Here is a 21,011-nt window from a genome sequence, read left to right on the forward strand (position 1 = left end):
ATGAGGCCGGAAAGGAAAGCCCCGGAAAGGGAAACCAGTACGTGCCGCTCAGCCCGCCCGCAGCCGCTTCCACAGCGCGATCGCATAGACCGCCAGTGCCGTGGCGGCGAAGAAGAACCACTGGATGGCATAGGCAAAGTGATTGTTCGGAATTTCCGAGGGATCGGGCCTGGCATTGGCCTGAAGCCCGGCCAGCGGCGGATCGGCGACCAGCCGCGGCCCCGGCGCGATGGTTCCGTGAACCTCTCCGCCCTGCCACTCCAGGGCATCATTGGGCTGCTGCGACCAGCCCAGCACCACCAGCGCCGTGCCGCCGCCGGGCAGCACGCACTGCGCGGTCTGCGCCATGCCCGATTCGCCCGCAGTATTGCGTCCCGCCATGCTGCTGTGATTCGTGACGCCCGCACAGGTCAAGTACGCGCGGTGATAGAACAGCGCCTCGTCCACGCCCTTCGACGGCCAGGCAATCTCCGCGCCCGAGTGCTGCGCGGCCGCATAGTCCGCCAGCAGGGCTTCCTTCCACTGGAGCCGGTGCAACTGCCACACTCCCAGCGAGACCATCAGCGCCACGGCGGCCAGCACGACAAGCGTGGACAGGACGGGAACGCGCCGCACGGTCAGTCCCTGAGCCGGCCCTCGCCCGCGCGGCGGCGGTACTCGGCACCCAGCAGCCAGGCCTTGGCCATGCGCAGGCCCCCGATCACCAGCACGGTCGTGAGCGGCACCCACAGCACGGCATGGACCCAGAACGGCGGCTCGAACGAGAGCTGAAGCCAGATCGCCAGCACGGCGATAATGGCTCCGACGATCAGGGTGAGAAACGCGGCAGGCCCGTCGCCGACATTGAACTGGGTGTAATCCAGTCCGCAGGACCGGCAGCGCGGCGCGAACTTCAGCAGGCCATCGAACAGGGTCTTGCCGCCGCACTTGGGACACAGCCCCAGCAACACCGCCTTGCCGATTTCCTGTTCAGGCCCGGTCTCCGGCTCAGGCATTCCCGACGCACCAGGGATCGGGCTTGTGATCGACCGGCAGTCCGGCTTCGTCTGGCGCGGGGAAGCGGGCCTTGAACGTGAAGGCCTGAGGGCAAGGCCCGAAACGATCGAGCAGCCACAGGCGCGACAGCCCGTCGCTCACGGCCGGGACCGTTCCCGCCGGGATCCACCAGAGCGCCTGATAGGCACCTTCGAAACGTTCGAAATAGTCACGGCGCTTGGCCATGACCGGGGTATGGGCGCTGCGATAGACAAAGTTGAACAGCGAATCGGCATCGCGCCAGACCGACATGTTCACCGCCAGGAGGGGATCGGGCGAATAGCTGATCCCCATGGCATTGCCGCTTTCATCCTGCAGCCGCCAGACGAACCCCTCGGACGCGTCGGCCAGGGCATTGACCCGGTCGAGCGCGTCGAAGAACGGCTGCACGCGCGGATCTCCATGGGGTGCGACAAGGCGCCCGATGTTGATCTGCGCGAGATGCCAGCCTTCCGTCATTCTTCGATGCCCCTGATTACTCGATGGCGGCGATTACTCGATGACCGCGCCGGCGTTGCCCCAGATGTAGATGCACACGAAGAGGAACAGCCACACCACGTCGACGAAATGCCAGTACCACGCGGCCGCTTCGAAACCGAAGTGCTGGCGCGGGGTAAAGTCCCCCTTGAAGGCGCGCACGAGGCAGACGATCAGCATGATGGTGCCGACGATCACATGGAAGCCGTGGAAGCCGGTCGCCATGTAGAAGGCCGAACCATAAGTGTTGCCGCCGAAGGCGAACGGGGCGTGGATGTATTCGTAAGCCTGGATCGAGGTGAACAGCATTCCGAGCAGCACGGTCGCCAGCAGGCCCTTCTTCAGACCCTCGCGATCCCCGTGGATCAGCGAGTGGTGCGCCCAGGTGACGGTAGTGCCCGAGCACAGCAGGATCAGCGTGTTCAGCAGCGGCAGCGCGAAGGGATCCATGACCGCTTCGATCGCCTTGGGCGGCCACTGGCCACCGACCACTTCGGCAATCGTCGAAGGGAACAGCGAGAAGTCGAAGAACGCCCAGAACCAGCCGACGAAGAACATCACTTCCGAAGCGATGAACAGGATCATGCCGTAGCGCTGGTGCAGCTGCACCACCGGGGTGTGATCGCCCGCGTGCGCCTCGTTGATGATCTTCGAGAACCACATGAACATGGATGCCAGCAGAACCGCCAGCCCCAGCCAGGGCACGAAGTGACCGCCCGGCATGCCGTGCATGAACAGCACCATGCCCGAAGTGAACGTCAAGGCGCCGATGGTCGTGGCAAGCGGCGCGATATCCGGTGGAAGGATGTGGTAATCGTGGTTCTTCGTACCGGCCATGGTGCCTACTTCCCCGTTTCCAACTGTCTATTTTTCCGCGGTTCCCCCCATAGGCCCCGCGCACAGATTTCTTCAGGCCTTAACCGCCCGGCTTGTTCTGGTCCAGTGTCTTTGCATCGCCGATCGACGTTACGTGGAACGTATAGCTGAGCGTAATCTCCGCCACGTCCTTGTTGTCCGGATCGTCAAGGATCGCCGGATCAATGTAATAGAGCACCGGCATACGCACTTCCTCACCGGGCTTGAGAGTCTGCTCGGTGAAACAGAAGCACTGGATCTTGTTGAAATACTTGGCGGCCTGCTCCGGTTCTACATTGAAGCTGGCCGTGCCCGTAACCGTCTGGTTCGAATCGTTCTTCGCCCAGAACAGCGCCATGTCACGCGCGCCGATCGATACGGTATCGGTGCGCTGCAGTGGCTTGAATTCCCAGGGCATGTCCCGCGCGACATTGGCGTCGAAACGCACCCGCATCTCGCGCCCGCTGTCCTTGACGGTGGCGGCCTGCGCAATGTCCACCCTGCGCGTGGTGCCGCCATAGCCCGTCACCTGGCAGAAGATCCGGTAGAGCGGCACCGAGGCATAACCGAGCCCCAGCATCCCCAGCGCAATCGACAGGGCGACAGTCGCGACCTTGCGGTTGCTTTGCCTTGCCCTTTCGACCGCGCTGATCTGCCCCGTCATGACGTTCAGCTCATCTTGGCGATCGAAATGAAGAAGACGAGAATGACGAAACCCGCCAGGCTGAGGCCCAGCACGAGGTTGCGGCTCTTGCGGATCTGTTCGACGGTCCGGCGGTCCTGTTCGTGGTCTTCCATACCGTCCCTGCTCACATCACGATGAAGCGATCGACCACCAGCGCCGCGAACAGCGCGAAAAGGTAGATCACCGAATAGGCGAAAAGCTGCTTTTCCGGCTTCATCGTGTCGTCCGGCCCCTGCCGCTCGCGGAACGCCACCCGCACCGAGAGGGCCAGGAACAGGCTCGACAGCACAAGCGCCGAAATACCGTAGATCGCGCCAGTATGCTCCTTGCCCGGCAGCCACCAGGGCAGCGCGCTGAGCGGCAGCAGCAGCACCGCATAGAGGAGGATCTGGCGGCGGGTGGACTTCTCACCGGCAACGACCGGCATCATCGGGATGCCGACTTTGGCGTAATCGCTCTTCACGAAGAGCGCGAGCGCCCAGAAATGCGGCGGCGTCCAGAAGAAGATGATCGCGAACAGCACGATGGGCATGAGAGTGACGTGCCCGGTGGCGGCGACCCAGCCGATCAGCGGCGGAAACGCGCCCGCGCCGCCGCCGATGACGATGTTCTGCGGCGTGCGCGGCTTGAGCCAGATCGTGTAGATGACGGCATAATAGACGATCGAGACCGCGAGGATCGCGGCCGCGAGCCAGCCCACGGCAAAGCCCATGAGGAACACCGAGGCGGCGCAGAGCACACCGGCGAAATCGCGCGCGGTGGTACGGTCCAGCCGGCCTTGCGGCAGCGGGCGCTTGGCCGTGCGCTTCATCCCCGCGTCGAGATCGGCTTCCCACCACTGATTGAGCGCGGCAGCACCGCCCGCACCCATGGCAATGCACAGGATCGCGGTGAAAGCGAGCACCGGGTGGATGCGGTCCGGCGCGGCGATCAGGCCGCACAGGCCGGTGAAAATCACCAGACTCATCACGCGCGGCTTGGTCAGCGCGAACAGGTCACGCCAGTCAGCAGGCAGCGGCGTGGTGGCAGGAGCGGGAATCGTCGGGTTCATGGCTGGCCGATCATACACCGGAATGGGCCATCGATGCGAGCCGCCGATGCGGCAGGCCTGTCCTGAGCGTTTGCTGCAGGCAGACAGACGAAGGGCAATCCGAAGCCACTCTCAGGGAGGCTCCGGATTGCTTCGCACGGCTCGTCATCGCGAGCGCCACCGGATCAGTGGTGAGCCGCTTCCTCGATCACGGGGAGCGTCTCGAACTGGTGGAACGGCGGCGGGCTCGAAAGCGTCCACTCAAGCGTGGTGGCGCCTTCGCCCCAGTAGTTGTCTTCCGCCTGCTTTCCGGCCGTGAAGGCATAGATGATGTTCACGAACCAGATCACCAGGCTGCTCGCCATGATCATGTAGCCGATCGTGGCGATGTGGTTCCAGTACGTGTAGGCCTCGGCGTAGTCCGGATAGCGGCGCGGCATACCCTGCAGCCCGAGGAAGTGCATCGGGAAGAAGATCATGTTCACGCCGACGAAGAACACCGCGAAGTGCAGGTTCGCCAGGAACTCCGAGTGCATCTTGCCGCTCATCTTCGGGAACCAGTAGTAGAAGCCCGCGAAGAGCGCCGTCACCGCACCCAGCGACAGCACGTAGTGGAAGTGCGCCACGACGTAGTAAGTGTCGTGCAGCACGTCGTCGACGCCGCCGTTCGCCAGCACGACGCCGGTGACGCCGCCCACGGTGAACAGGAAGATGAAGCCGATCGCCCAGACCATCGGCGACTTGAACTCGATCGAGCCGCCCCACATCGTCGCGATCCACGAGAAGATCTTGATGCCGGTCGGCACCGCGATGACCATGGTCGCGGCCGTGAAGTACATCTTGGTGTTCACCGACAGGCCGGTCGCATACATGTGGTGCGCCCACACGATGAAGCCGACGACGCCGATGGCGACCATCGCGTAAGCCATGCCAAGGTAGCCGAACACCGGCTTCTTCGAGAAGGTCGAGATGATCTGCGAGATGATGCCGAAGCCCGGCAGGATCATGATGTAGACTTCGGGGTGGCCGAAGAACCAGAACAAGTGCTGGTACAGGATCGGATCACCGCCGCCCGAGGGATCGAAGAAGGTGGTGCCGAAGTTGCGGTCGGTCAGCAGCATGGTGATCGCGGCGGCGAGAACCGGCAGCGACAGCAGCAGCAGGAACGCGGTGACCAGCACCGACCACACGAACAGCGGCATCTTGTGCATGGTCATGCCAGGCGCGCGCATGTTGAAGATGGTGGTGATGAAGTTGATCGCGCCCATGATCGAGCCCGCACCCGAAAGGTGCAGCGCGAAAATGCCGAAGTCGACCGCGGGACCGGGCGAGCCGGTGGTCGAGAGCGGCGCATAGACGGTCCAGCCGGTGCCCGCGCCCATGCCCGTGCCGCCCGGCACGAAGGCCGAGAACATCAGCGAGCAGAAGCCGGCGACAGTCAGCCAGAACGAGATGTTGTTCATGCGCGGGAAGGCCATGTCCGGCGCGCCGATCATGATCGGCACGAACCAGTTGCCGAAACCGCCGATGATCGCCGGCATGACCATGAAGAACACCATGATCAGGCCGTGAGCCGTGATCAGCACGTTCCACAGGTGCAGCGTGGCGTTGAAGTTCGACGGATCGTCACCCACCCACGGCGAGATGTACTGCAGGTACTGGATGCCCGGAGCAGCCAGCTCGGCACGCATGACGCCCGAGACGGCGCCGCCGATGATCCCCGCGAAGATCGCGAAGATCAGGTACATCGTGCCGATGTCCTTGTGGTTGGTCGACATGAACCAGCGGGCGAAGAAGCCCGGCTTGTGGTCGTGATGGTGCTCTTCCGCGTGAGCCTGGAAGTGTTCAGCAGTCGTTGCCATGTTCGGAAACCCTGTCCCTTCTGTTCGCGCTTATTCGGCTTCAGCGGCCGCAGCGGATGCGTCGGCGGCAGGAGCCGCACCGGCAGGCTGCTCGCCCGGCAGGTAATCGGTATCGGTGCCGGCAGCCTTCTGGCCGTCGATCACGCCGCCCGCATGAGTCAGGACCCACGCGTCATACTTGTCGCGCGGCAGAGCCTCGACGGCGATCGGCATGTAACCATGCTTGGCGCCGCACAGTTCGGAGCACTGGCCGTAGTAGACGCCCGGCTTCTCGATCATCAGCACCTTCTCGTTGATGCGGCCCGGCACGGCGTCGAGCTTGAACCACAGCGAAGGCACGGCGAACGAGTGGATGACGTCGGCAGCCGTGACCTGCAGGCGAATCGGCTCGCCTGCGGGAACGACCATGCGATTGTCGACTTCGAGGTGCGAAGGGCCGTCCCAGGGCTCGGAACCGACTTCGCGCACACCGTTGTTGATGGTGGGCTGGCCGGGGACGTTCAGCATGTTCGAGACAACTTCGAAATCGCCGTTGTCCGGATAGCCGTAAGTCCAGAACCACTGGTTGCCCGTAACCTTGATGGTCAGAGCGCCCTTGGGGGCCGGCTTGTACTGCTTGGCGATAAGGTCGATCGAGGGGACCGCGATGCCGATCAGGATCAGCACCGGAACCAGCGTCCAGATCACTTCGATCACCGTGTTGTGGCTGGTCTTCGAAGCGACCGGATTAGCCCGGCGGTTGAAGCGCACCATGACAACGATCAGGAGCACCAGCACCAGCAGGGTAATGATCGTGATGATCGGCAGCAGCACGTCGTTATGAATCCACGCGCCATATTCGCCGATCTTCGAATACTGGTCCTGCAGGCCGATGCCTTCGGGAACGGGCATACCCACGCCCTCGGTCGGCTTCATCGGCGTGTAGCTGCCAGCGGCAGCGTCCTGCGCGATAGCCGGAACGGCTGCAATGGTGAGGAAACTTGCGAGAGAAAGGCCTAGCGCCTTCAGGGAATTACCCAAGGCTCTGGCGTGTTTGCCGGATGTCATCGTTGTCACGCTTCCGTTCTTTTTATCGACGCGCAAGCGAGTAGCCCCCCGGTCACGCGCACCCCAAATGCGGAGGCAATTGCCCCCCTTCCTCTAACAGGTATACGCGTGCTTGCCGCGTGTCTCAAGCGCCTCTAGGGGAATTTTTGACCATAGGGCGTGCGGACGTGCGCTCGATCAATGCAAATCGCACCAGGGGTAAATGTCAGTCATGACCGATCAAGAGGTCCTCGCCGAGTTCCGGGCCAGCAAGGCTTTGCTTGAGGGGCACTTCCTGCTTTCATCAGGCAGGCACAGTGCGCATTACCTGCAATGCGCACGCGTGCTGATGAATCCGGACCGCGCCGCCCGGCTGGCCGTGGCCCTGGCCGCGACTCTGCCGCACGATATCCGCAAGCAGATCCAGAAAGTCGTCTCGCCGGCGATGGGCGGGGTCATCATCGGCCAGGAAATGGGCCGTGCGCTGCAAGTCGACGCCATGTTCGTCGAGCGTCCCGAAGGCACGTTCGAACTGCGCCGCGGCTTCGAGCTGGAGCCCGGCGACAAAGTGCTGATGGTCGAGGACGTCGTGACCACCGGCAAGTCCTCGCGCGAAGCGATCAAGGCGATCGAGGACGCCGGCGGCGAAGTGATCGCCGCAGCCTCGCTGGTGGACCGCTCGGCCGGCGCCGTCGATCTCGGCGTGCCCTATTTCCCGCTGGTGGCGATCAATTTCCCCACGTACGCGCCCGACGAGCTGCCCCCCGAACTGGCCGGCACGCCTGCCATCAAGCCCGGCAGCCGCGCCCAACCCTGAACCGCCAGCCCTGAACCGCCAGCCCTGAACCGCCCCCTGAACCGGCGTATCCCCCCGGAAACCTGACAGGACCATCGTGACCAACGTGCTCAATCCCGCCCGCCTGCGCCCCAAAAAGCTGAGACTGGGCGTCAACATCGATCACGTCGCCACTATCCGCAACGCGCGCGGCGGCGGCCATCCGGACCCTGCACGGGCGGCCGAGATCGTGGCGCAGGCCGGCGGCGACGGGATCACGCTGCACTTGCGCGAGGACCGGCGCCATATCGTTGACGCCGACCTCCAGCGCGTCGCCGATGCGACCGGGCTGCCGATCAACCTCGAAATGGCCGCGACCGACGAGATGCTCGCGATCGCGCTGCGGCACAAACCGCACGCGGCCTGCATCGTCCCGGAAAAGCGCGAGGAACGCACCACCGAGGGCGGCCTCGATGCCGCCGGGCTGCACAACCAGCTCGCGCCGATCGTCGGCCGCCTGACCGATGCCGGCATTCGCGTCAGCCTGTTCATCGCCCCCGAACCGCGCCAGATCGAAGCGGCAATGAAGCTGGGCGCGCCGGTCGTCGAACTGCACACCGGCGAATATGCCCATGCCAGCGGCGAGCAAGTCGCGGTGGAGCTGAAACGAATCGCCGACATGTCCGCGCTTGCCGCCAAGAACGGCATCGAGCCTCATGCCGGGCATGGCCTTACTTACGAGAACGTGCAGCCGATCGCCGCGATTCCCCAGCTCGCCGAACTCAACATCGGCCACTACCTGATCGGCGAGGCTATCTTCTGCGGTCTGGAAGCCAGCGTGAAAAAGATGCGCGCGCTGATGGACGAAGTGCGGTGAAAACCGTGCCTCTCAATCCCTCCCCGAGCTTGCTCGGGGAGGTGGCAGCCGCAACGCGGCTGACGGAGGGGAAACGGCCCGCACTGCCCCTCCATCACGATGCCTGCGGCATCGCGGTCCCCCTCCCCGAGCAAGCTCGGGGAGGAATTCTGTGATCATCGGCATGGGCTCAGACTTGTGCAATATCGAGCGCATCCAGAATTCGCTCGACCGCTTCGGCGAACGCTTCGAAGCCCGCGTCTTTACCGAGATCGAACAAGCCAAGGCCAACCGGCGCCCGTTCACCAAGGCCGGCACGCTGGCCAAGCGCTTCGCCGCCAAGGAGGCCTTCTCCAAGGCCGTGGGCACCGGCTTCAAGGCCGGCGTGTTCATGAAGGACATCGGCGTGGTGAACGCCAGATCGGGCGCCCCCACGCTGGCGCTGACCGGCGGCGCGCGCGAGCGGCTCGATGCACTGACACCGGCCGGTCATGAAGTAGTGGTTCACCTTACGCTCACAGACGATCATCCATGGGCTCAGGCCTTCGTCGTCATCGAAGCCCGTCCCCTTCCCGCCGAACAGGACTAGAGTTGCCCCCCGTCATGACCGATACCGCCACCCCGTCCGTGCCCGAGACGCAGGGAAAGGCCGAGAAAATCAACTGGTGGCACGAGCTGCGCGGCCTTTCGCTGATGCTGCTGGGCGTGCTGGCGTTCCACTCGTTCATCGCCAAGCCGTTCTACATCCCCTCGATCTCGATGATGCCGAACCTCTTGGTGGGGGACCGCCTCGTCGTTTCGAAATATCCCTATGGCTGGAACTGGTCCTCGCTGAGCTTTCATCTGCTCCCGCGCGACACCTGGCGCATTCTCGGCAAGACCCCGCAATATGGCGACATCGTCATCGTCGTGCCGGGCAACCGCAAGGAAGACCTCATCAAGCGCGTAGTCGCTCTGCCGGGTGACCGCATCGCCGTGGTCGACGGGCGCATCCGGCTCAACGGCCAATTCATCAAGCGCGTGGTCGAACCGGCCACGCAGATCCCGGCCGACGATTCGCTCCAGTGCGACGGGCAGCAGCCGGGCCATTGCTACGATGGCTTCGAGCAGTACCGCACACGCCTGCCCAACGGGCACGACGTCTACGAACTGCCGACTTACCGCGAAACGCTGCCCAACGGCGCGACCTATGACATCATCGACTACATGAACCAGAGCCTCGACAACTATCCCGAGATCACCGTGCCCGAAGGCCATGTGTTCCTGATGGGTGACGACCGCGACCGCTCGGCCGACAGCCGCGCGCCGTTCGATACCGACTTCATGGGCAATCCGGGCGGCGGCCTCGGCGGTCCCGTGCCGCTCTCGAACATCGGCGGACGGGCCGAGTTCATCACCTTCTCGCTCGACGGCACCCAGACCTGGAACCCGCTGACCTGGTGGGGCGCCCTGCGCGACGGCCGCGCCTTCAAGAGCCTGCGGCCGCAGATCGATCCGGCCTACGCGGACAAGGACGCCGCCGAGCGATAGCGAGGGCCGGGCGATAGCGAGGCTTGACCCCGGCGCCGGGCCGCGCAAGACGCAGCGGCCATGGCCCGCAAGTTCCTTTATGGCATCGCCGTCTGCGTGGTGCTCTACATCCTGATCCGCCTGATCCTGACGTTCTACGCCGAAGATCTGACCGAAATGGCCTTCGTGCCGAACGGCCCGTTTCACGAGAGGCCGGCGCTGGCAGGCAATGCTTACGACAAGCCGGACATGTGGATCGCGCGGCCGGGCATGGCGCAGGATGCGGATCCGGCCGAGTGGCTCCCCGCCGGTGCGCAGCGCACCATCGATCCGGCCCGGCCCTACGTCTTCTTCATCCACCCCACCAGCTACATCGAAAAGGGCGACTGGAACGCGGATCTGGACGACAAGACCTCGCGCAAATACGCCAGGCTCTTCGTCCAGACGATGGCCAGCCCGTTCAACGCGGCAGAAGCCGTGTTCGCGCCCCGCTACCGTCAGGCGGCGATCGGCGCGTTCCTGACCGGCAAGCCGCAAGCCAACGCCGCCCTCGATCTTGCCTACCGGGATATTCTGGCCGCTTTCGATGCCTTCCTGGCGCAAGTGCCCGAAGACCGCCCCATCGTGCTGGCCGGGCACAGCCAGGGCGCCTTCCTGCTGCGCCGCCTGCTGCGCGACCGGATCGCCGGAACGCCGCTCGCCGGGCGCGTGATCGCGGCCTATGCCACGGGCTGGCCGGTCTCGATCGACCATGACCTGCCGAAGATGGGCCTTCCGGCCTGCGAAAAGGCGGACGATTCGGGCTGCGTGCTCAGCTGGCTGAGCGTGGCCGATCCGGCCGACACCGCGATGATGATGGCCGCCTATGCCCGCCGCAAGGGCCTCGATGGACAGCCGGTGGGTCAAAGCGCCTTCCTGTGCACCAACCCGTTGACCGGCACTCGCGACGGGGCCGGTGACGCCTCGCAGAACAGCGGAACACTCGTTCCCGACTTCAAGACCGCGAGCGGGGAACTCAAGCGGCAGGTCGTGCCCGCGGCTTGCGGGCCGGACCATTTCCTCCACATCGGCCCGCCGCCCAAACTGCCGCTCGATGCCTTCGTGCTGCCGGGCAACAACTACCACGTCTTTGACATGACGCTGTTCTGGTCCAATCTCCGCGCGGACGTCGCCCGGCGCAGCGCCGCATGGGTAGCGAAACGGTCGGCGGTGAAGCAGGCGGCAACAAAGCAGAAAGCACGGAACTGATGGATTCCCTGATCACCACCGGCGCGCTCGCCTTCCGTGACGCCCTGCCCGAAGCCGGAGCGCTGCTCGGCCTCGATCTCGGCACCCAGACGATCGGCACGGCCTTCTGCGATGCCGGCTGGCGCTTTGCCTCGCCGGGCAAGACGCTGAAGCGCGGCAAGTTCGGCGCCGACAAGGCCCTGCTGGAAGCGCTGATCCGCGAACGGTCGGTGAAAGGCGTGGTCATCGGCCTGCCGCTCAACATGGACGGGTCCGAAGGCCCGCGCTCGCAATCGAGCCGCGCCTATGCCCGCAACCTCGCCGCGCTGGGCCTGCCGATCCTGCTGTGGGACGAGCGCTGGTCCACCAGCGGCGCCGAGCGCGGGTTGATCGAACAGGACATGAGCCGCGCCAAACGCGCCACGCGCATCGATTCGGCCGCTGCCGCCGTGATCCTGCAAGGCGCCATCGACGCACTGGCCGGAGGCATGTTCTAGAGCCTCTCCGGTTCAGATTGAACCAGACCGGCTCTGGGAAATTCTTTGTTTGCCGTGATTTCCGAGCCAGCAGGTGATTCCACCTACCTCGAAATCACTCTAGAGCATCGTGCGGGAAATCCGCCCCCCCTTCCCCTCGTCCTGAGCTTGTCGAAGAACGCTGGCGCTGCGCGAGGTCCAACACCCTTCGACAAGCTCAGGGCGAGCCGGTCTTGATTCAGGTTTCTTGCATTATGCGCTAGGCGCGCTGCCGTTTCGCCACTTCGGCGACCACACGGCTGCCCGAGTTTTCGGCCTCACGCCAGATCGCATCGCGCGAATCCGCGTCCGGTGCCGCCCCCGCAAGCGCGTGCCACGCGGTCAGGCGCATACGGTCGCTGGGATGCTGCGTGCCGAAGCGGAGCGCCAGATCCGTGGCCTCCTCTCCCCCGAGCGCCAGTGCCAGACGCAAAAACGCCTCGCTCGAACCGTGACCCAGCACTTTTGCCACGCGAAAGCTTCCGGCGCTCCCGGCCACCGGCTCGAAAACGTAACAGCTATCCCAGCTCTGTGCACCCTGAACGTACGTCAGGGTCAGGGACACGGAAAGCGATGCTGGCGGATACAGGCAATGGACATCGCACTGGGGCCGGTAATGGACAAGCCGCCCCGGCTCCAGCCGCGAACGGCCGAGCGGATGCAGCAGCACCGGCTCCCCGATCCATCCCGACAGGGTTTCCGGATCGCAGGCATAGTCGTCCACACCATAGCCGGGGCCGAAATAACCGAGCGTCAGAAAATCGGCGTTGTGATTGTGGACGAGATCATAGCCCAGCATCTGCGGCGTGCTGGCGCGCAGCGCATGGTCCGCCGCCGAGGGCCAGAGGTCGGCGGTCAGAAGGAAATTGCCCCGCCGTGGCCGCCCCAGCACCACGCGGTTCGGTCCGATGCCCTGCGGCAGCGGCGTGTCCAGCGCAACCTGCCCCTGCCCCGCCAGCATCGCGATCAGCACATCGCCCAGAAAGCCCGGATTGTTTCCGAGCCGCTTCAACCAGTTCGCCGCGTGCGAGAGACTGGTTTCCTCGGCCGGATCGAAACCCCATGCAGTCAGTTCGGCAAGGCATTCCTCCAGAGAGGCCGGCGTCGGATCGCGGACCTCGATTGTCCTGGCCACTAGCCGCTCCTTCCCAGCTCTGGCCGTGTTTCCAGCAGCGAAGCGCGAAGCGCGGCGGCCGGGGCCGCCAGCGGATCGCCGGGGCTGGTCGCCAGCATGGCCAGCAGATCGAGACCTGCGGCGGAATCCATCGCCAGCGCTTCCCGCATGGCCTGCCAGCGCAAGCTTTCTCCAGCCTCGGGGTCTTTCACGCCCGAGGCAAGCCGGATCATCGGCCATACCGCGTCCCGGCGGCGCATCCGGCCAAGCAGGTTTACGGCCAGTTCGAGCAGGGTGTCTTCGACGCGCCCCGCAGTCTGGTGGACCAGCGCGCCATCGGGCACGCTGTATTCCCGCGCCGGTTCATGGCCGGCAAACCGGCGCTGAAGGCGCAGCAGCACGAGATGTCCCTTCGCGGAGCGCACCTGCAGCGCCTGCCGCGGTCCATACCGGTAGGCCACCGTGCCGGGCCGAAGCGCGAGCGAGCCGGAATGCAGCACGCGCCGCTCCCCTTCCGCCTCCTCATCGCGCAGCAGCACCAGATCGGCCGTGCCCGTACCGTCCAGCACATGAATCCATGTCTCTCGCGGCGCGAACTTCGCCGTCTTCGGCGCGGGCAGCGTATCGAGGACGCTGCCATCGTAGCCGGCAAGAGCAAGACTGGCACGGCCCGAGCTGGCCAGCACCAGTGCAGGAGCAGCCGTGCGCATACCGTGTCGAAGCGGCAGTTGCCCGAGCGGATGATCGCGAAGCCCGGCCAGCCCGACAGCGGCAAAGCTGCGAACGAAATCCATCGCCGCCCCGCTTTCGTCCGCGAACAGATCGGCCAGGCCGCTGCATTTTTCGAGCGGCTCTCCCCGCCCGAAGCGCTCCATGGCAGCAAGGACCGGCGCGGCTGCATCGCCGGCACGCCAGTCCGCAAGCCGCTGCGCAAGACCGGCCTGCCCCTGTTCCCATTCCCAAGCATCCCGGCGAGCCGTCGCCAGCATAGTCCGCATCGGCATCAGATCGCCATCAGTCGAGCACGGCAAACGGGTAGAGACACGGCATCAGCACCGCGTGATTGTCATCCTCCGCATCGAAGCGCGGAGCATCGGCGCGGCTGCCGAAAACGCCGGTCAGGACGTTGAGGTCAGGCAACGCGTCGGGATCAATCCCGTGCCGTCCAGCCTGCTCCAATTCGCCCATGCTCACTTCCATCCCTGAAGCCCGAAGCGGGCTTTCCGCAATGGTAAATGTGCAGCACCTGACGCCTGGAACTTAATTAAAATCTTGCAATCATATAAGTTCTACGCGCAGCTCAGCGGGGGCCGGACGGTGCGCGCAGGACAATGGCCAATCCGGTTTCGACCGGCAGATCCCCGCCCTGCCCGACAAGGACGCGCCGCGCGTCAGCCCGGGCGCGATCAAGAACCTGCGCCGCAACCCCCGCCTCGAAACCGATGACATCGGCCGAGCCGAGCAGCCGCGCCTCCCGGAGCGTCAGGTCTTCCGGATCGTCGCTTCGCAGGGCGATCTCGACCACGCTGCCCTGTTCGGATTGAGCTTGCTTGGGGGAGGCGTCCGAGAGCCATGGTGTCACGCGCCCGGCGCTGGCTTCCGCCACGACGTCGAGCGGGCCTCCCGCCCCCAATGCCGCGTCCAGCGCCCGTCTGCGTTCCCCCGCGTCGGGGAACCGGGCCCGCAAGGCATCGCGCGCCTGCCCCAGCGCCAGCGCTAACGCGCCCAGCGATTGCGGCATGATCTGTTCGAGCCGCAGCCGCAGCTGCTTGGCGAGCCCCGCCGAAGCGCCGCCAGTGCCGATCGCGACCAGAACCGGCGAGCGGTCGAGAATCGACGGCACCGTGAAATCGCACAGCGCCGGCCGGTCCGTGGCATTGACGAGAAGCCCCGCACAGCGCGCGCGGATCGCATCGGCCTCAGCGGCGGTATCATCCTCATAGGCGATGAACGCCAGCCGCGCGCCCTTGTCGATCCCTTCCTGCAGATCGTCGATGACGAGCCCGCCCGCCCGCTCGACCAGCCGCCGCTTGGCCTCGGCCGCCTCGCCCATGCCCAGCACCACCACCGGCTGTCCGGCGATACGGTGGAACAGGGGAAGCGTCTCGATCATCAGGTCAGACTAGCATCTTGCCGTCAGTCCAGCCATTCCGGCACTTGCTCGGCCGCGAGAATGGCCGCCGGGTCGATACGGCTCGCCACCAGCGCCCACTGGCTGCCATCGACCATGACTTCGGGCACCAGTGCGCGCGAATTGTAGGTATTGGCCATCGTCGCGCCATAGGCCCCGGCGGTGCGGAACACGCCAAGGTCCCCCGCCTTCACGACGTCGATCTCCCGCGCCACGGCAAAAGTGTCGGAGCTTTCGCAGATCGGGCCGACGATGTTGGCGATCATGGTCTCGCCCGTGGGCTTCACCGCGACGAAATCGTGCCAGGCATCGTACATGGCCGGACGCGCCAGATCGTTCATCGCCGCATCGACCACCACCCAGGGATGCCCCGCGCCCTGCTTCACCCGCACCACTTCGGTGACGAGCACGCCGGCATTGCCGGTGATGACGCGCCCCGGCTCGAACATCAGCGTCGCGTCCCAGTCCCCGGCGACCTCGGCCACCATCGCGCCGTAGTCGGCAGGCGTAGGAAGCTGCTCGCCGATCCTGTAAGGCACGCCCAGACCGCCGCCGAGGTCCATGTGCGTGACCGAAAGGCCCTGCCCGCGCAGCGCCTTCATCAGCTCACCCATCTTCACGAATGCCTGCCGCGAAGGCTCAAGATCGCTGATCTGGCTGCCGATGTGCACGGCCAGACCGCGCATATCGAGGCCCGGCAGCGCGGCGAGGCGCGCGTAGATCTCCGCCGCCAGATCGTAAGGCACGCCGAACTTGTTCTCGGCCTTGCCGGTCGAGATCTTGGCGTGCGTCTTCGCGTCGACATTGGGATTGACGCGCAGCGCACACGTCGCGGTCTTGCCCAGGCTTGCTGCGATCTGCGCGAGTTCGACGCCCTCTTCCTCGCTTTCGAGGTTGAACTGGCCGATCCCGGCCTTCACCGCCGCGGTCAGTTCCGCACGGGTCTTGCCAACGCCCGAGAAGACGACGTCTTCCGCCTTGATCCCGGCGGCCAGCGCGCGGTTCATCTCCCCTTCGGAAACGACGTCGGCGCCATAGCCTTCCTTCGCCAGCAGGCGCAGCACGGCAAGGTTCGGGTTGGACTTCACGGCAAAGGCGATGTGCACTTTGGGCAGCGCCGACAGCGCTTCCCGGAACACGCGGGCATGGCGGGTGAGCGTGGCGCGCGAATAGACATAGACGGGCGTGCCGACTTCGCGGGCAATCGCGCTCAGCGGCACGTCCTCGGCGTGAAGCTCGCCGTTCTGAAGGTCGAAATGGTCCATGGGTATCCTAAACTCACCTGATCGTGCCTCAATCGAACTCCGTTCGTGTCGAACGGCGATGAAGGGTCAAGACTTCACTGGGGCTGTGCCGTTTCTTCGGGCTGCGGCGCTTCGGGCGGCGGCAGGTCGAAGGGATCATCGTCGCGCTCTTCCGAGCGGGTGCGCAGTTCCACGCTGCGCTCGGGAATGGCGATCGTGGGCGGTTCGAGCAGTTCGGCCGCATCGGGCGCCTGCTGGCGGCCATAAGGGGCCGGCGGCAGTTGCTGGCCCGGTTTCAGCCCCAGCCCCGAACGCTGGCCGCAAGCGGCCAGGAGGCCGATCAGGACAAGAGCGGAAACCTTGCGCATGTGCCTCACTCCAACCCAAGCGCCATGCGTGCTTCGGCCACGCGCTGGCGCACCTGATCGGGCGCGGTGCCGCCGTGGCTCCCCCGCGCGGCGACCGATGCCTCGACCGAGAGCGCCTTGAATACGCGCTCGTCGATACGGCTGTCGATGGCCTTGAGGTCTTCCAGCGGCAACTGGTCGAGCGCCACGCCCCGGCTCTCGGCAAGCTTCACCGCAGCGCCGGTGATGTGGTGCGCCTCGCGGAAGGGAATGTCGCCCTCGCGCACCAGCCAGTCGGCCAGATCGGTGGCGGTGGCAAAGCCCAGTTCGGCCGCGCCGCGCATCCGGTCGGTGCGGAACCGGGTGTCCGCGACCATGCCCGTCATCGCCGCGATCGACAGCGCCAGCAGGCCGGCGGCTTCGAAGACCGGCGGCTTGTCGTCCTGCATGTCCTTCGAATAGGCGAGCGGCAGGCCCTTCATCGTCATCATCAGGCTCATCAGACAGCCCGAGATCCGGCCCGAATGGCCGCGCACCAGCTCGGCCGCGTCCGGGTTCTTCTTCTGCGGCATGATCGAGCTGCCGGTGGAAAGCGCATCGGGCAGCGCGACGAAGCCGAAGGGCTGGCTCGCCCAGATGATGAATTCCTCGGCCAGGCGCGAGAGGTGCAGGCTGCACTGCGAAGCGGCCATCAGGTAGTCGAGCGCGAAATCGCGGTCCGACACCGAATCGAGACTATTGGCAGTCGGCCCGTCGAAGCCGAGCGCCTGCGCGGTCATCGCGCGGTCGATCGGGAAGCCAGTGCCCGCCAATGCCGCCGAGCCGAGCGGCGACTTGTTCATGCGCTTCCGGGCATCGGCAAAGCGCGAGCGGTCGCGCGCGATCATCTCGTAATAGGCCATCAGGTGATGGCCCAACGTCACCGGCTGCGCGGTTTGCAGATGCGTGAAGCCGGGCATGATGCTGTCCGCATGTTCGCCTGCCCGCGTCACCAGCGCGACCTGCAGCGCCAGCAGGCCCGCATCGGCCTGATCCATGGCATCGCGCACCCAGAGGCGGAAATCGGTGGCCACCTGATCGTTGCGCGAACGCGCGGTGTGAAGACGTCCGGCAGCCGGGCCGATCAGTTCGGCCAGGCGCGATTCGGTGGTCATGTGGATGTCTTCAAGGTCCCAGTTCTCGGGGACCCCGTGCGCCTCGTACTCGGCCGCGACCGCATCGAGACCATCGCGGATCGTCACGGCATCGGCCTGCGAAACGATGCCTTGCGCGCCCAGCATCGCGACGTGCGCCTTGCTGGCCGCGATATCCTGCCGCCACAGCGCCTTGTCGAAGGGAATCGAGGCGTTTATCTCGCGCATGATCGCCGACGGTCCTTCCGCAAACCGTCCGCCCCACATCTGGTTGGAGCTTCCCGCCTTGCTGTCTTCCAAATCGCTCAAGTCGCTTGTCCTGTGTTCGCTTGCCGGGGCAGCAACCCTGCTGGCCGGCGGCTGCGATAAGCAAAGCGGGGGAGACACGCAACCGCAGGCTTCGCAAGCCGCGCCGGAGAGCAGCCCGGCCGCCGTCGATAAGCTCGACCGTTCGCACAAGGGTATGCCGCTGCCCGACATCACGCTGGTCGACCCCACCGGCGAAAGCCTCGACCTCAGCTCGCTCAAGGGCAAGCCGCTGCTGATCAATCTCTGGGCCACGTGGTGCGCGCCGTGCATCGCCGAAATGCCCACGCTCGACGCGCTGACCGGCCGCGAGGACGAACTGGGCGTGCGCGTCCTGCCGATCTCGCAGGACATGGGTCAGGACGACAAGGTCGTCGAGATCCTGCACCGCCGCAAACTCGACCAGATCGAACCGTGGATCGACGAGAAGGGCGACCTCGGCTTCCAATACGGCGGCAACCTGCCGGTAACGGTGCTGTTTGACAGCCAGGGCAAGGAAGTGTGGCGCTACACCGGCGGCAACGACTGGACCTCGCCAGAAGCACTGAAACTGATTGCCGAGGCGAAGTGAACCCGGCAGCGCGCGGCAAGCCCTGACGCGCGCTCGAACCGGCGAGGAAAGAGAGCCGGCTGGAGTCCGGCAGGCGCTGGCGATGCAGGAAAATCGCGCAACAGGGGCAGGCTGACGGACGCCCTCGATTTCGAGGTCATCTGCAACACATTGAAATTTAGGGAAATGGTGCCGCTTACAGGACTCGAACCTGTGGCCCCATCATTACGAATGATGTGCTCTACCAACTGAGCTAAAGCGGCGTGCCTGGCGTCCTTCCGGTGAGGTTGGGACCGTGGGCAGGGCGCGCCTTTACCGGGCCATGGGGTCTCGCGCAAGAGGTTTGCTGCACACGAGTGCAGGAGCAGTGCCGTCCCTGGCGCGCGGAGCCGGGTGGTTAGGCTCGCACACCGCGGCTATTCCGCTGTTTTCAGCATAGAACCCGAACGCGGAACAGGGCGCGCTGTCAGCTTGATGCGCACGGCCTCGCCTTGGGATTACGGCACCTGCAGCACGCTGCGTATCGCCGCACGTGCGACAGCGACGCGGGGCTCGCGGAGGGCCGCGGGCGACCAGACCAGGAAATAGCGATTGACCGGCGTCACCAGCGGCGCCGGGATTTCGGCCAGTTCTCCGCTGTCGATCTGCGCCCGGCACAGATAGTCGGGCAGCGCGGACCATCCGAAGCCCTGGACGAGAACGCCCCGCAGGCACCGAAGGTCCTGCCCGATCATGGCGGCTCGAATCGGCTGGCGGGCCAGCGCATTGGCATTCAGCCAGTCATCGACCAGCTGCTGCTCCAGATTGAAGGCCAGGACCGGCTCCACAGCCAGTGCCGCCGCAAGATCGGGCGCTGCCATCAACCGCTCGGCGACTTCGGGCGCAGCAACGGCGTGCACCTTTTCTTCATGCACCTTTTCGCTGCGCAGCTTCTGGTCGGCGACGGGGTACGCGGACACGCCCAGATCGCAATCCCCTTCAAGCAGGGCCTCGCGAATGTCTTCGTGATCCCCGGTCGACAGGCGCAGACGCATGCCTTGCCGGAGAAGCGGCAGGAGGCGCGGCATCACAAGCTCGGCCATGAAATCGCCGTGCCCCATGATGCGCACCATGCCGGTAAGGTCACTGGAACGGGCACGTACTTGCGCCAGAGTCGCCTCGGCCATTTCCAGCCGGTCGCCAAGGCCTGCGGCGAGCTCATCCGCAGTGGGGGTCGGCACCACTCCTTTGGCGTGGCGGTCGAACAGAGGATGGCCGATCGCCGTTTCCAGCGCGGCAATGTGCTGCGAAATCGCCGGTTGGGTCATGCCCAGGCGCCGCGCGGCGCTGCTCAGCGAGCGTTGGCGATAGACCTCCACAAAGCTGCGCAGATGGACGAGCGACATGACGGATCCATAATGTAAATTATTACAGCAGCAAAGTTTCATTATAAGATAGCGGGCGCGAACACGCATATTTGCGCGGCGGTTCTCTGTTGCCATGACACCGCCACATCCTTTCCCGCCGATCGGCCAAGGCACTCCCCGATGCGGCGGTGCAACTGCCGGGCAGCCCCGTCTCACGGGCGCCCGGCGGGAGCTTCGCGCATGACATCTCCGCGCTGGCAGGCGGCGGCGTTCTCGGCCAAGACGGCCCTGGCGGCGCTGATGGCCCTGTGGATCACGCTGTGGGTCGGGCTGCCGATGCCATTCTGGGCCATGACGACGACTTACATCGTCGCCAATCCCCTCTCGGGCGCCACCCGGTCCAAGGCGATCTACCGGGTGATCGGCACTTTGGCGGGAGCCGCCATGGCCGTGGCGCTGGTACCCGCGCTGGTGGACTGGCCCTTGCTGCTGTGCCTCTCGCTCGCGCTGTGGGTAGGCGGGACGCTGGCCATATCGCTGCTGGACCGGTCGCCGCGATCCTACACGATGATGCTGGCAGGCTATACCGCGCTGCTGATAGGCTTTCCTGCGGTGGACCGGCCCGAGGCCGTGTTCGACATTGCCGTCGCGCGAGTCACCGAGATTGTGCTGGGCATTACCTGCGCCACCCTCACCCACAGCTTGCTGTGGCCGCAATCGGTGGCAACGACGCTCGGCGCGCGCCTGGATACATGGCGGCGCGATGCGCGGGCATGGCGCGACGAGATCCTTGAGGGCGACGGCGCGCAAAGGACCGGCGCGGACGAGGGGCGGAGCAGACTGGCGCAGGATGCCATGGACTGCGTGGTACTGGCTACCCATGTGCCTTTTGACACGTCCCATTGGCGCGATGCGAGCACGTCGGTGCAGGCTCTGTTGCGGCGCATGTTGCTGCTGCTGCCTTCGCTTTCGGGCCTGGCGGACCGGC

The 21,011-nt window shown here is 65.4% G+C and carries 25 protein-coding genes and 1 tRNA gene; 8 read left to right on the plus strand and 18 right to left on the minus strand.

What is annotated here, in order from left to right; translation table 11 throughout:
* Positions 1–48: 48 nt before the first annotated feature.
* The 9 genes from NN5_RS15140 to coxB form a co-directional block, all read right to left on the minus strand.
* A complete protein-coding gene (locus NN5_RS15140) occupies positions 49–615 on the minus strand; it encodes an SURF1 family protein (RefSeq protein WP_067734932.1) in 567 nt (188 codons plus the stop codon).
* A 2-nt stretch (positions 616–617) separates the two neighbouring features.
* Positions 618–995, minus strand: coding sequence for a DUF983 domain-containing protein (locus tag NN5_RS15145; protein ID WP_067734933.1), 378 nt, complete (start codon positions 993–995; stop codon positions 618–620).
* Positions 988–1,494 (minus strand): DUF3291 domain-containing protein, encoded by a 507-nt coding sequence (locus NN5_RS15150; RefSeq protein WP_067734934.1) that lies wholly within the window; start codon positions 1,492–1,494, stop codon positions 988–990. The genes NN5_RS15145 and NN5_RS15150 overlap by 8 nt, the downstream gene beginning before the upstream one ends.
* A gap of 33 nt (positions 1,495–1,527) precedes the next feature.
* Positions 1,528–2,349, minus strand: a complete 822-nt coding sequence (locus NN5_RS15155; protein WP_067734935.1) for a cytochrome c oxidase subunit 3 — start codon at positions 2,347–2,349, stop codon at positions 1,528–1,530.
* A gap of 79 nt (positions 2,350–2,428) precedes the next feature.
* Positions 2,429–3,031 carry a cytochrome c oxidase assembly protein gene (locus tag NN5_RS15160; RefSeq protein WP_174523904.1) on the minus strand — a complete coding sequence of 201 codons (603 nt, stop codon included), beginning with the start codon at positions 3,029–3,031 and terminating at the stop codon, positions 2,429–2,431.
* Positions 3,032–3,036: 5 nt separating this feature from the next.
* Positions 3,037–3,180 carry a cytochrome c oxidase system small membrane protein gene (locus NN5_RS25885; protein WP_157081158.1) on the minus strand — a complete coding sequence of 48 codons (144 nt, stop codon included), beginning with the start codon at positions 3,178–3,180 and terminating at the stop codon, positions 3,037–3,039.
* Positions 3,177–4,103 (minus strand): heme o synthase, encoded by a 927-nt coding sequence (locus NN5_RS15165; protein ID WP_067734936.1) that lies wholly within the window; start codon positions 4,101–4,103, stop codon positions 3,177–3,179. Before NN5_RS15165 ends, NN5_RS25885 begins: the two co-directional genes overlap by 4 nt.
* A 164-nt stretch (positions 4,104–4,267) precedes the next feature.
* On the minus strand, positions 4,268–5,944 hold the full coding sequence (ctaD, locus tag NN5_RS15170) for a cytochrome c oxidase subunit I (protein ID WP_067734937.1): 1,677 nt from the start codon (positions 5,942–5,944) through the stop codon (positions 4,268–4,270).
* Between the two features lie 30 nt (positions 5,945–5,974).
* Entirely contained in the window at positions 5,975–6,991 is a 1,017-nt protein-coding gene (coxB, locus tag NN5_RS15175; protein WP_067734938.1) for a cytochrome c oxidase subunit II, read from the minus strand.
* A 211-nt stretch (positions 6,992–7,202) separates the two neighbouring features.
* Here coxB and pyrE point away from each other — a divergent pair, with 211 nt between their 5' ends.
* From pyrE to ruvX, 6 genes are all read left to right on the plus strand, one after another.
* Positions 7,203–7,787, plus strand: a complete 585-nt coding sequence (gene pyrE / locus NN5_RS15180; RefSeq protein WP_067734939.1) for an orotate phosphoribosyltransferase — start codon at positions 7,203–7,205, stop codon at positions 7,785–7,787.
* A gap of 76 nt (positions 7,788–7,863) precedes the next feature.
* Positions 7,864–8,622 carry a pyridoxine 5'-phosphate synthase gene (locus NN5_RS15185; RefSeq protein ID WP_245656519.1) on the plus strand — a complete coding sequence of 253 codons (759 nt, stop codon included), beginning with the start codon at positions 7,864–7,866 and terminating at the stop codon, positions 8,620–8,622.
* Between the two features lie 151 nt (positions 8,623–8,773).
* Positions 8,774–9,190, plus strand: coding sequence for a holo-ACP synthase (gene acpS, locus NN5_RS15190; protein ID WP_067734942.1), 417 nt, complete (start codon positions 8,774–8,776; stop codon positions 9,188–9,190).
* 14 nt (positions 9,191–9,204) lie between these two features.
* Positions 9,205–10,131 carry a signal peptidase I gene (gene lepB / locus NN5_RS15195; protein ID WP_067734944.1) on the plus strand — a complete coding sequence of 309 codons (927 nt, stop codon included), beginning with the start codon at positions 9,205–9,207 and terminating at the stop codon, positions 10,129–10,131.
* 60 nt (positions 10,132–10,191) lie between these two features.
* Positions 10,192–11,358 carry a DUF3089 domain-containing protein gene (locus NN5_RS15200; protein ID WP_067734945.1) on the plus strand — a complete coding sequence of 389 codons (1,167 nt, stop codon included), beginning with the start codon at positions 10,192–10,194 and terminating at the stop codon, positions 11,356–11,358.
* Complete coding sequence (gene ruvX, locus NN5_RS15205) at positions 11,358–11,834, plus strand: Holliday junction resolvase RuvX (protein ID WP_067734947.1); 477 nt, start codon at positions 11,358–11,360, stop codon at positions 11,832–11,834. Before NN5_RS15200 ends, ruvX begins: the two co-directional genes overlap by 1 nt.
* Positions 11,835–12,072: 238 nt before the next feature.
* On the opposite strand, the gene NN5_RS15210 is transcribed toward ruvX, so the two are convergent.
* The 7 genes from NN5_RS15210 to argH all read right to left on the minus strand — a co-directional run bounded on the left by NN5_RS15210 (position 12,073) and on the right by argH (position 18,088).
* The gene (locus tag NN5_RS15210; RefSeq protein WP_067734950.1) at positions 12,073–12,987 is read right to left on the minus strand and encodes a transposase; all 915 of its coding nucleotides are present in this window, start codon (positions 12,985–12,987) and stop codon (positions 12,073–12,075) included.
* Positions 12,987–13,970: a hypothetical protein gene (locus NN5_RS15215; protein ID WP_067734952.1), complete on the minus strand. Its 984-nt coding sequence runs from the start codon at positions 13,968–13,970 to the stop codon at positions 12,987–12,989. The genes NN5_RS15210 and NN5_RS15215 overlap by 1 nt, the downstream gene beginning before the upstream one ends.
* A gap of 10 nt (positions 13,971–13,980) precedes the next feature.
* Positions 13,981–14,160, minus strand: a complete 180-nt coding sequence (locus NN5_RS15220) for a hypothetical protein (protein WP_157081159.1) — start codon at positions 14,158–14,160, stop codon at positions 13,981–13,983.
* Between the two features lie 106 nt (positions 14,161–14,266).
* Entirely contained in the window at positions 14,267–15,079 is an 813-nt protein-coding gene (locus NN5_RS15225; RefSeq protein ID WP_067734956.1) for a precorrin-2 dehydrogenase/sirohydrochlorin ferrochelatase family protein, read from the minus strand.
* Positions 15,080–15,102: 23 nt separating this feature from the next.
* A complete protein-coding gene (gene lysA, locus NN5_RS15230) occupies positions 15,103–16,362 on the minus strand; it encodes a diaminopimelate decarboxylase (RefSeq protein WP_067734958.1) in 1,260 nt (419 codons plus the stop codon).
* A 74-nt stretch (positions 16,363–16,436) separates the two neighbouring features.
* A complete protein-coding gene (locus tag NN5_RS15235; protein WP_067734961.1) occupies positions 16,437–16,709 on the minus strand; it encodes a hypothetical protein in 273 nt (90 codons plus the stop codon).
* A gap of 5 nt (positions 16,710–16,714) precedes the next feature.
* Positions 16,715–18,088, minus strand: coding sequence for an argininosuccinate lyase (gene argH, locus NN5_RS15240; RefSeq protein WP_067734963.1), 1,374 nt, complete (start codon positions 18,086–18,088; stop codon positions 16,715–16,717).
* A gap of 19 nt (positions 18,089–18,107) precedes the next feature.
* On the opposite strand from argH, the gene NN5_RS15245 reads away from it, so the two are divergent.
* Complete coding sequence (locus NN5_RS15245) at positions 18,108–18,698, plus strand: TlpA family protein disulfide reductase (RefSeq protein ID WP_067734978.1); 591 nt, start codon at positions 18,108–18,110, stop codon at positions 18,696–18,698.
* 166 nt (positions 18,699–18,864) lie between these two features.
* Here the strand turns inward: NN5_RS15245 and NN5_RS15250 are convergent.
* Together NN5_RS15250 and NN5_RS15255 are read right to left on the minus strand one after the other, a co-directional pair.
* A tRNA-Thr gene (locus tag NN5_RS15250) sits at positions 18,865–18,940 on the minus strand.
* Positions 18,941–19,174: 234 nt separating this feature from the next.
* On the minus strand, positions 19,175–20,062 hold the full coding sequence (locus NN5_RS15255; protein ID WP_067734969.1) for a LysR family transcriptional regulator: 888 nt from the start codon (positions 20,060–20,062) through the stop codon (positions 19,175–19,177).
* A 201-nt stretch (positions 20,063–20,263) separates the two neighbouring features.
* Here NN5_RS15255 and NN5_RS15260 point away from each other — a divergent pair.
* On the plus strand, positions 20,264–21,011 hold a 748-nt coding region (locus NN5_RS15260), incomplete at its 3' end, for an FUSC family protein (protein WP_169800997.1).

The organism is Novosphingobium naphthalenivorans NBRC 102051 (genome assembly GCF_001590985.1).
In the GTDB taxonomy this organism is placed as follows: Bacteria; Pseudomonadota; Alphaproteobacteria; order Sphingomonadales; family Sphingomonadaceae; genus Novosphingobium; species Novosphingobium naphthalenivorans.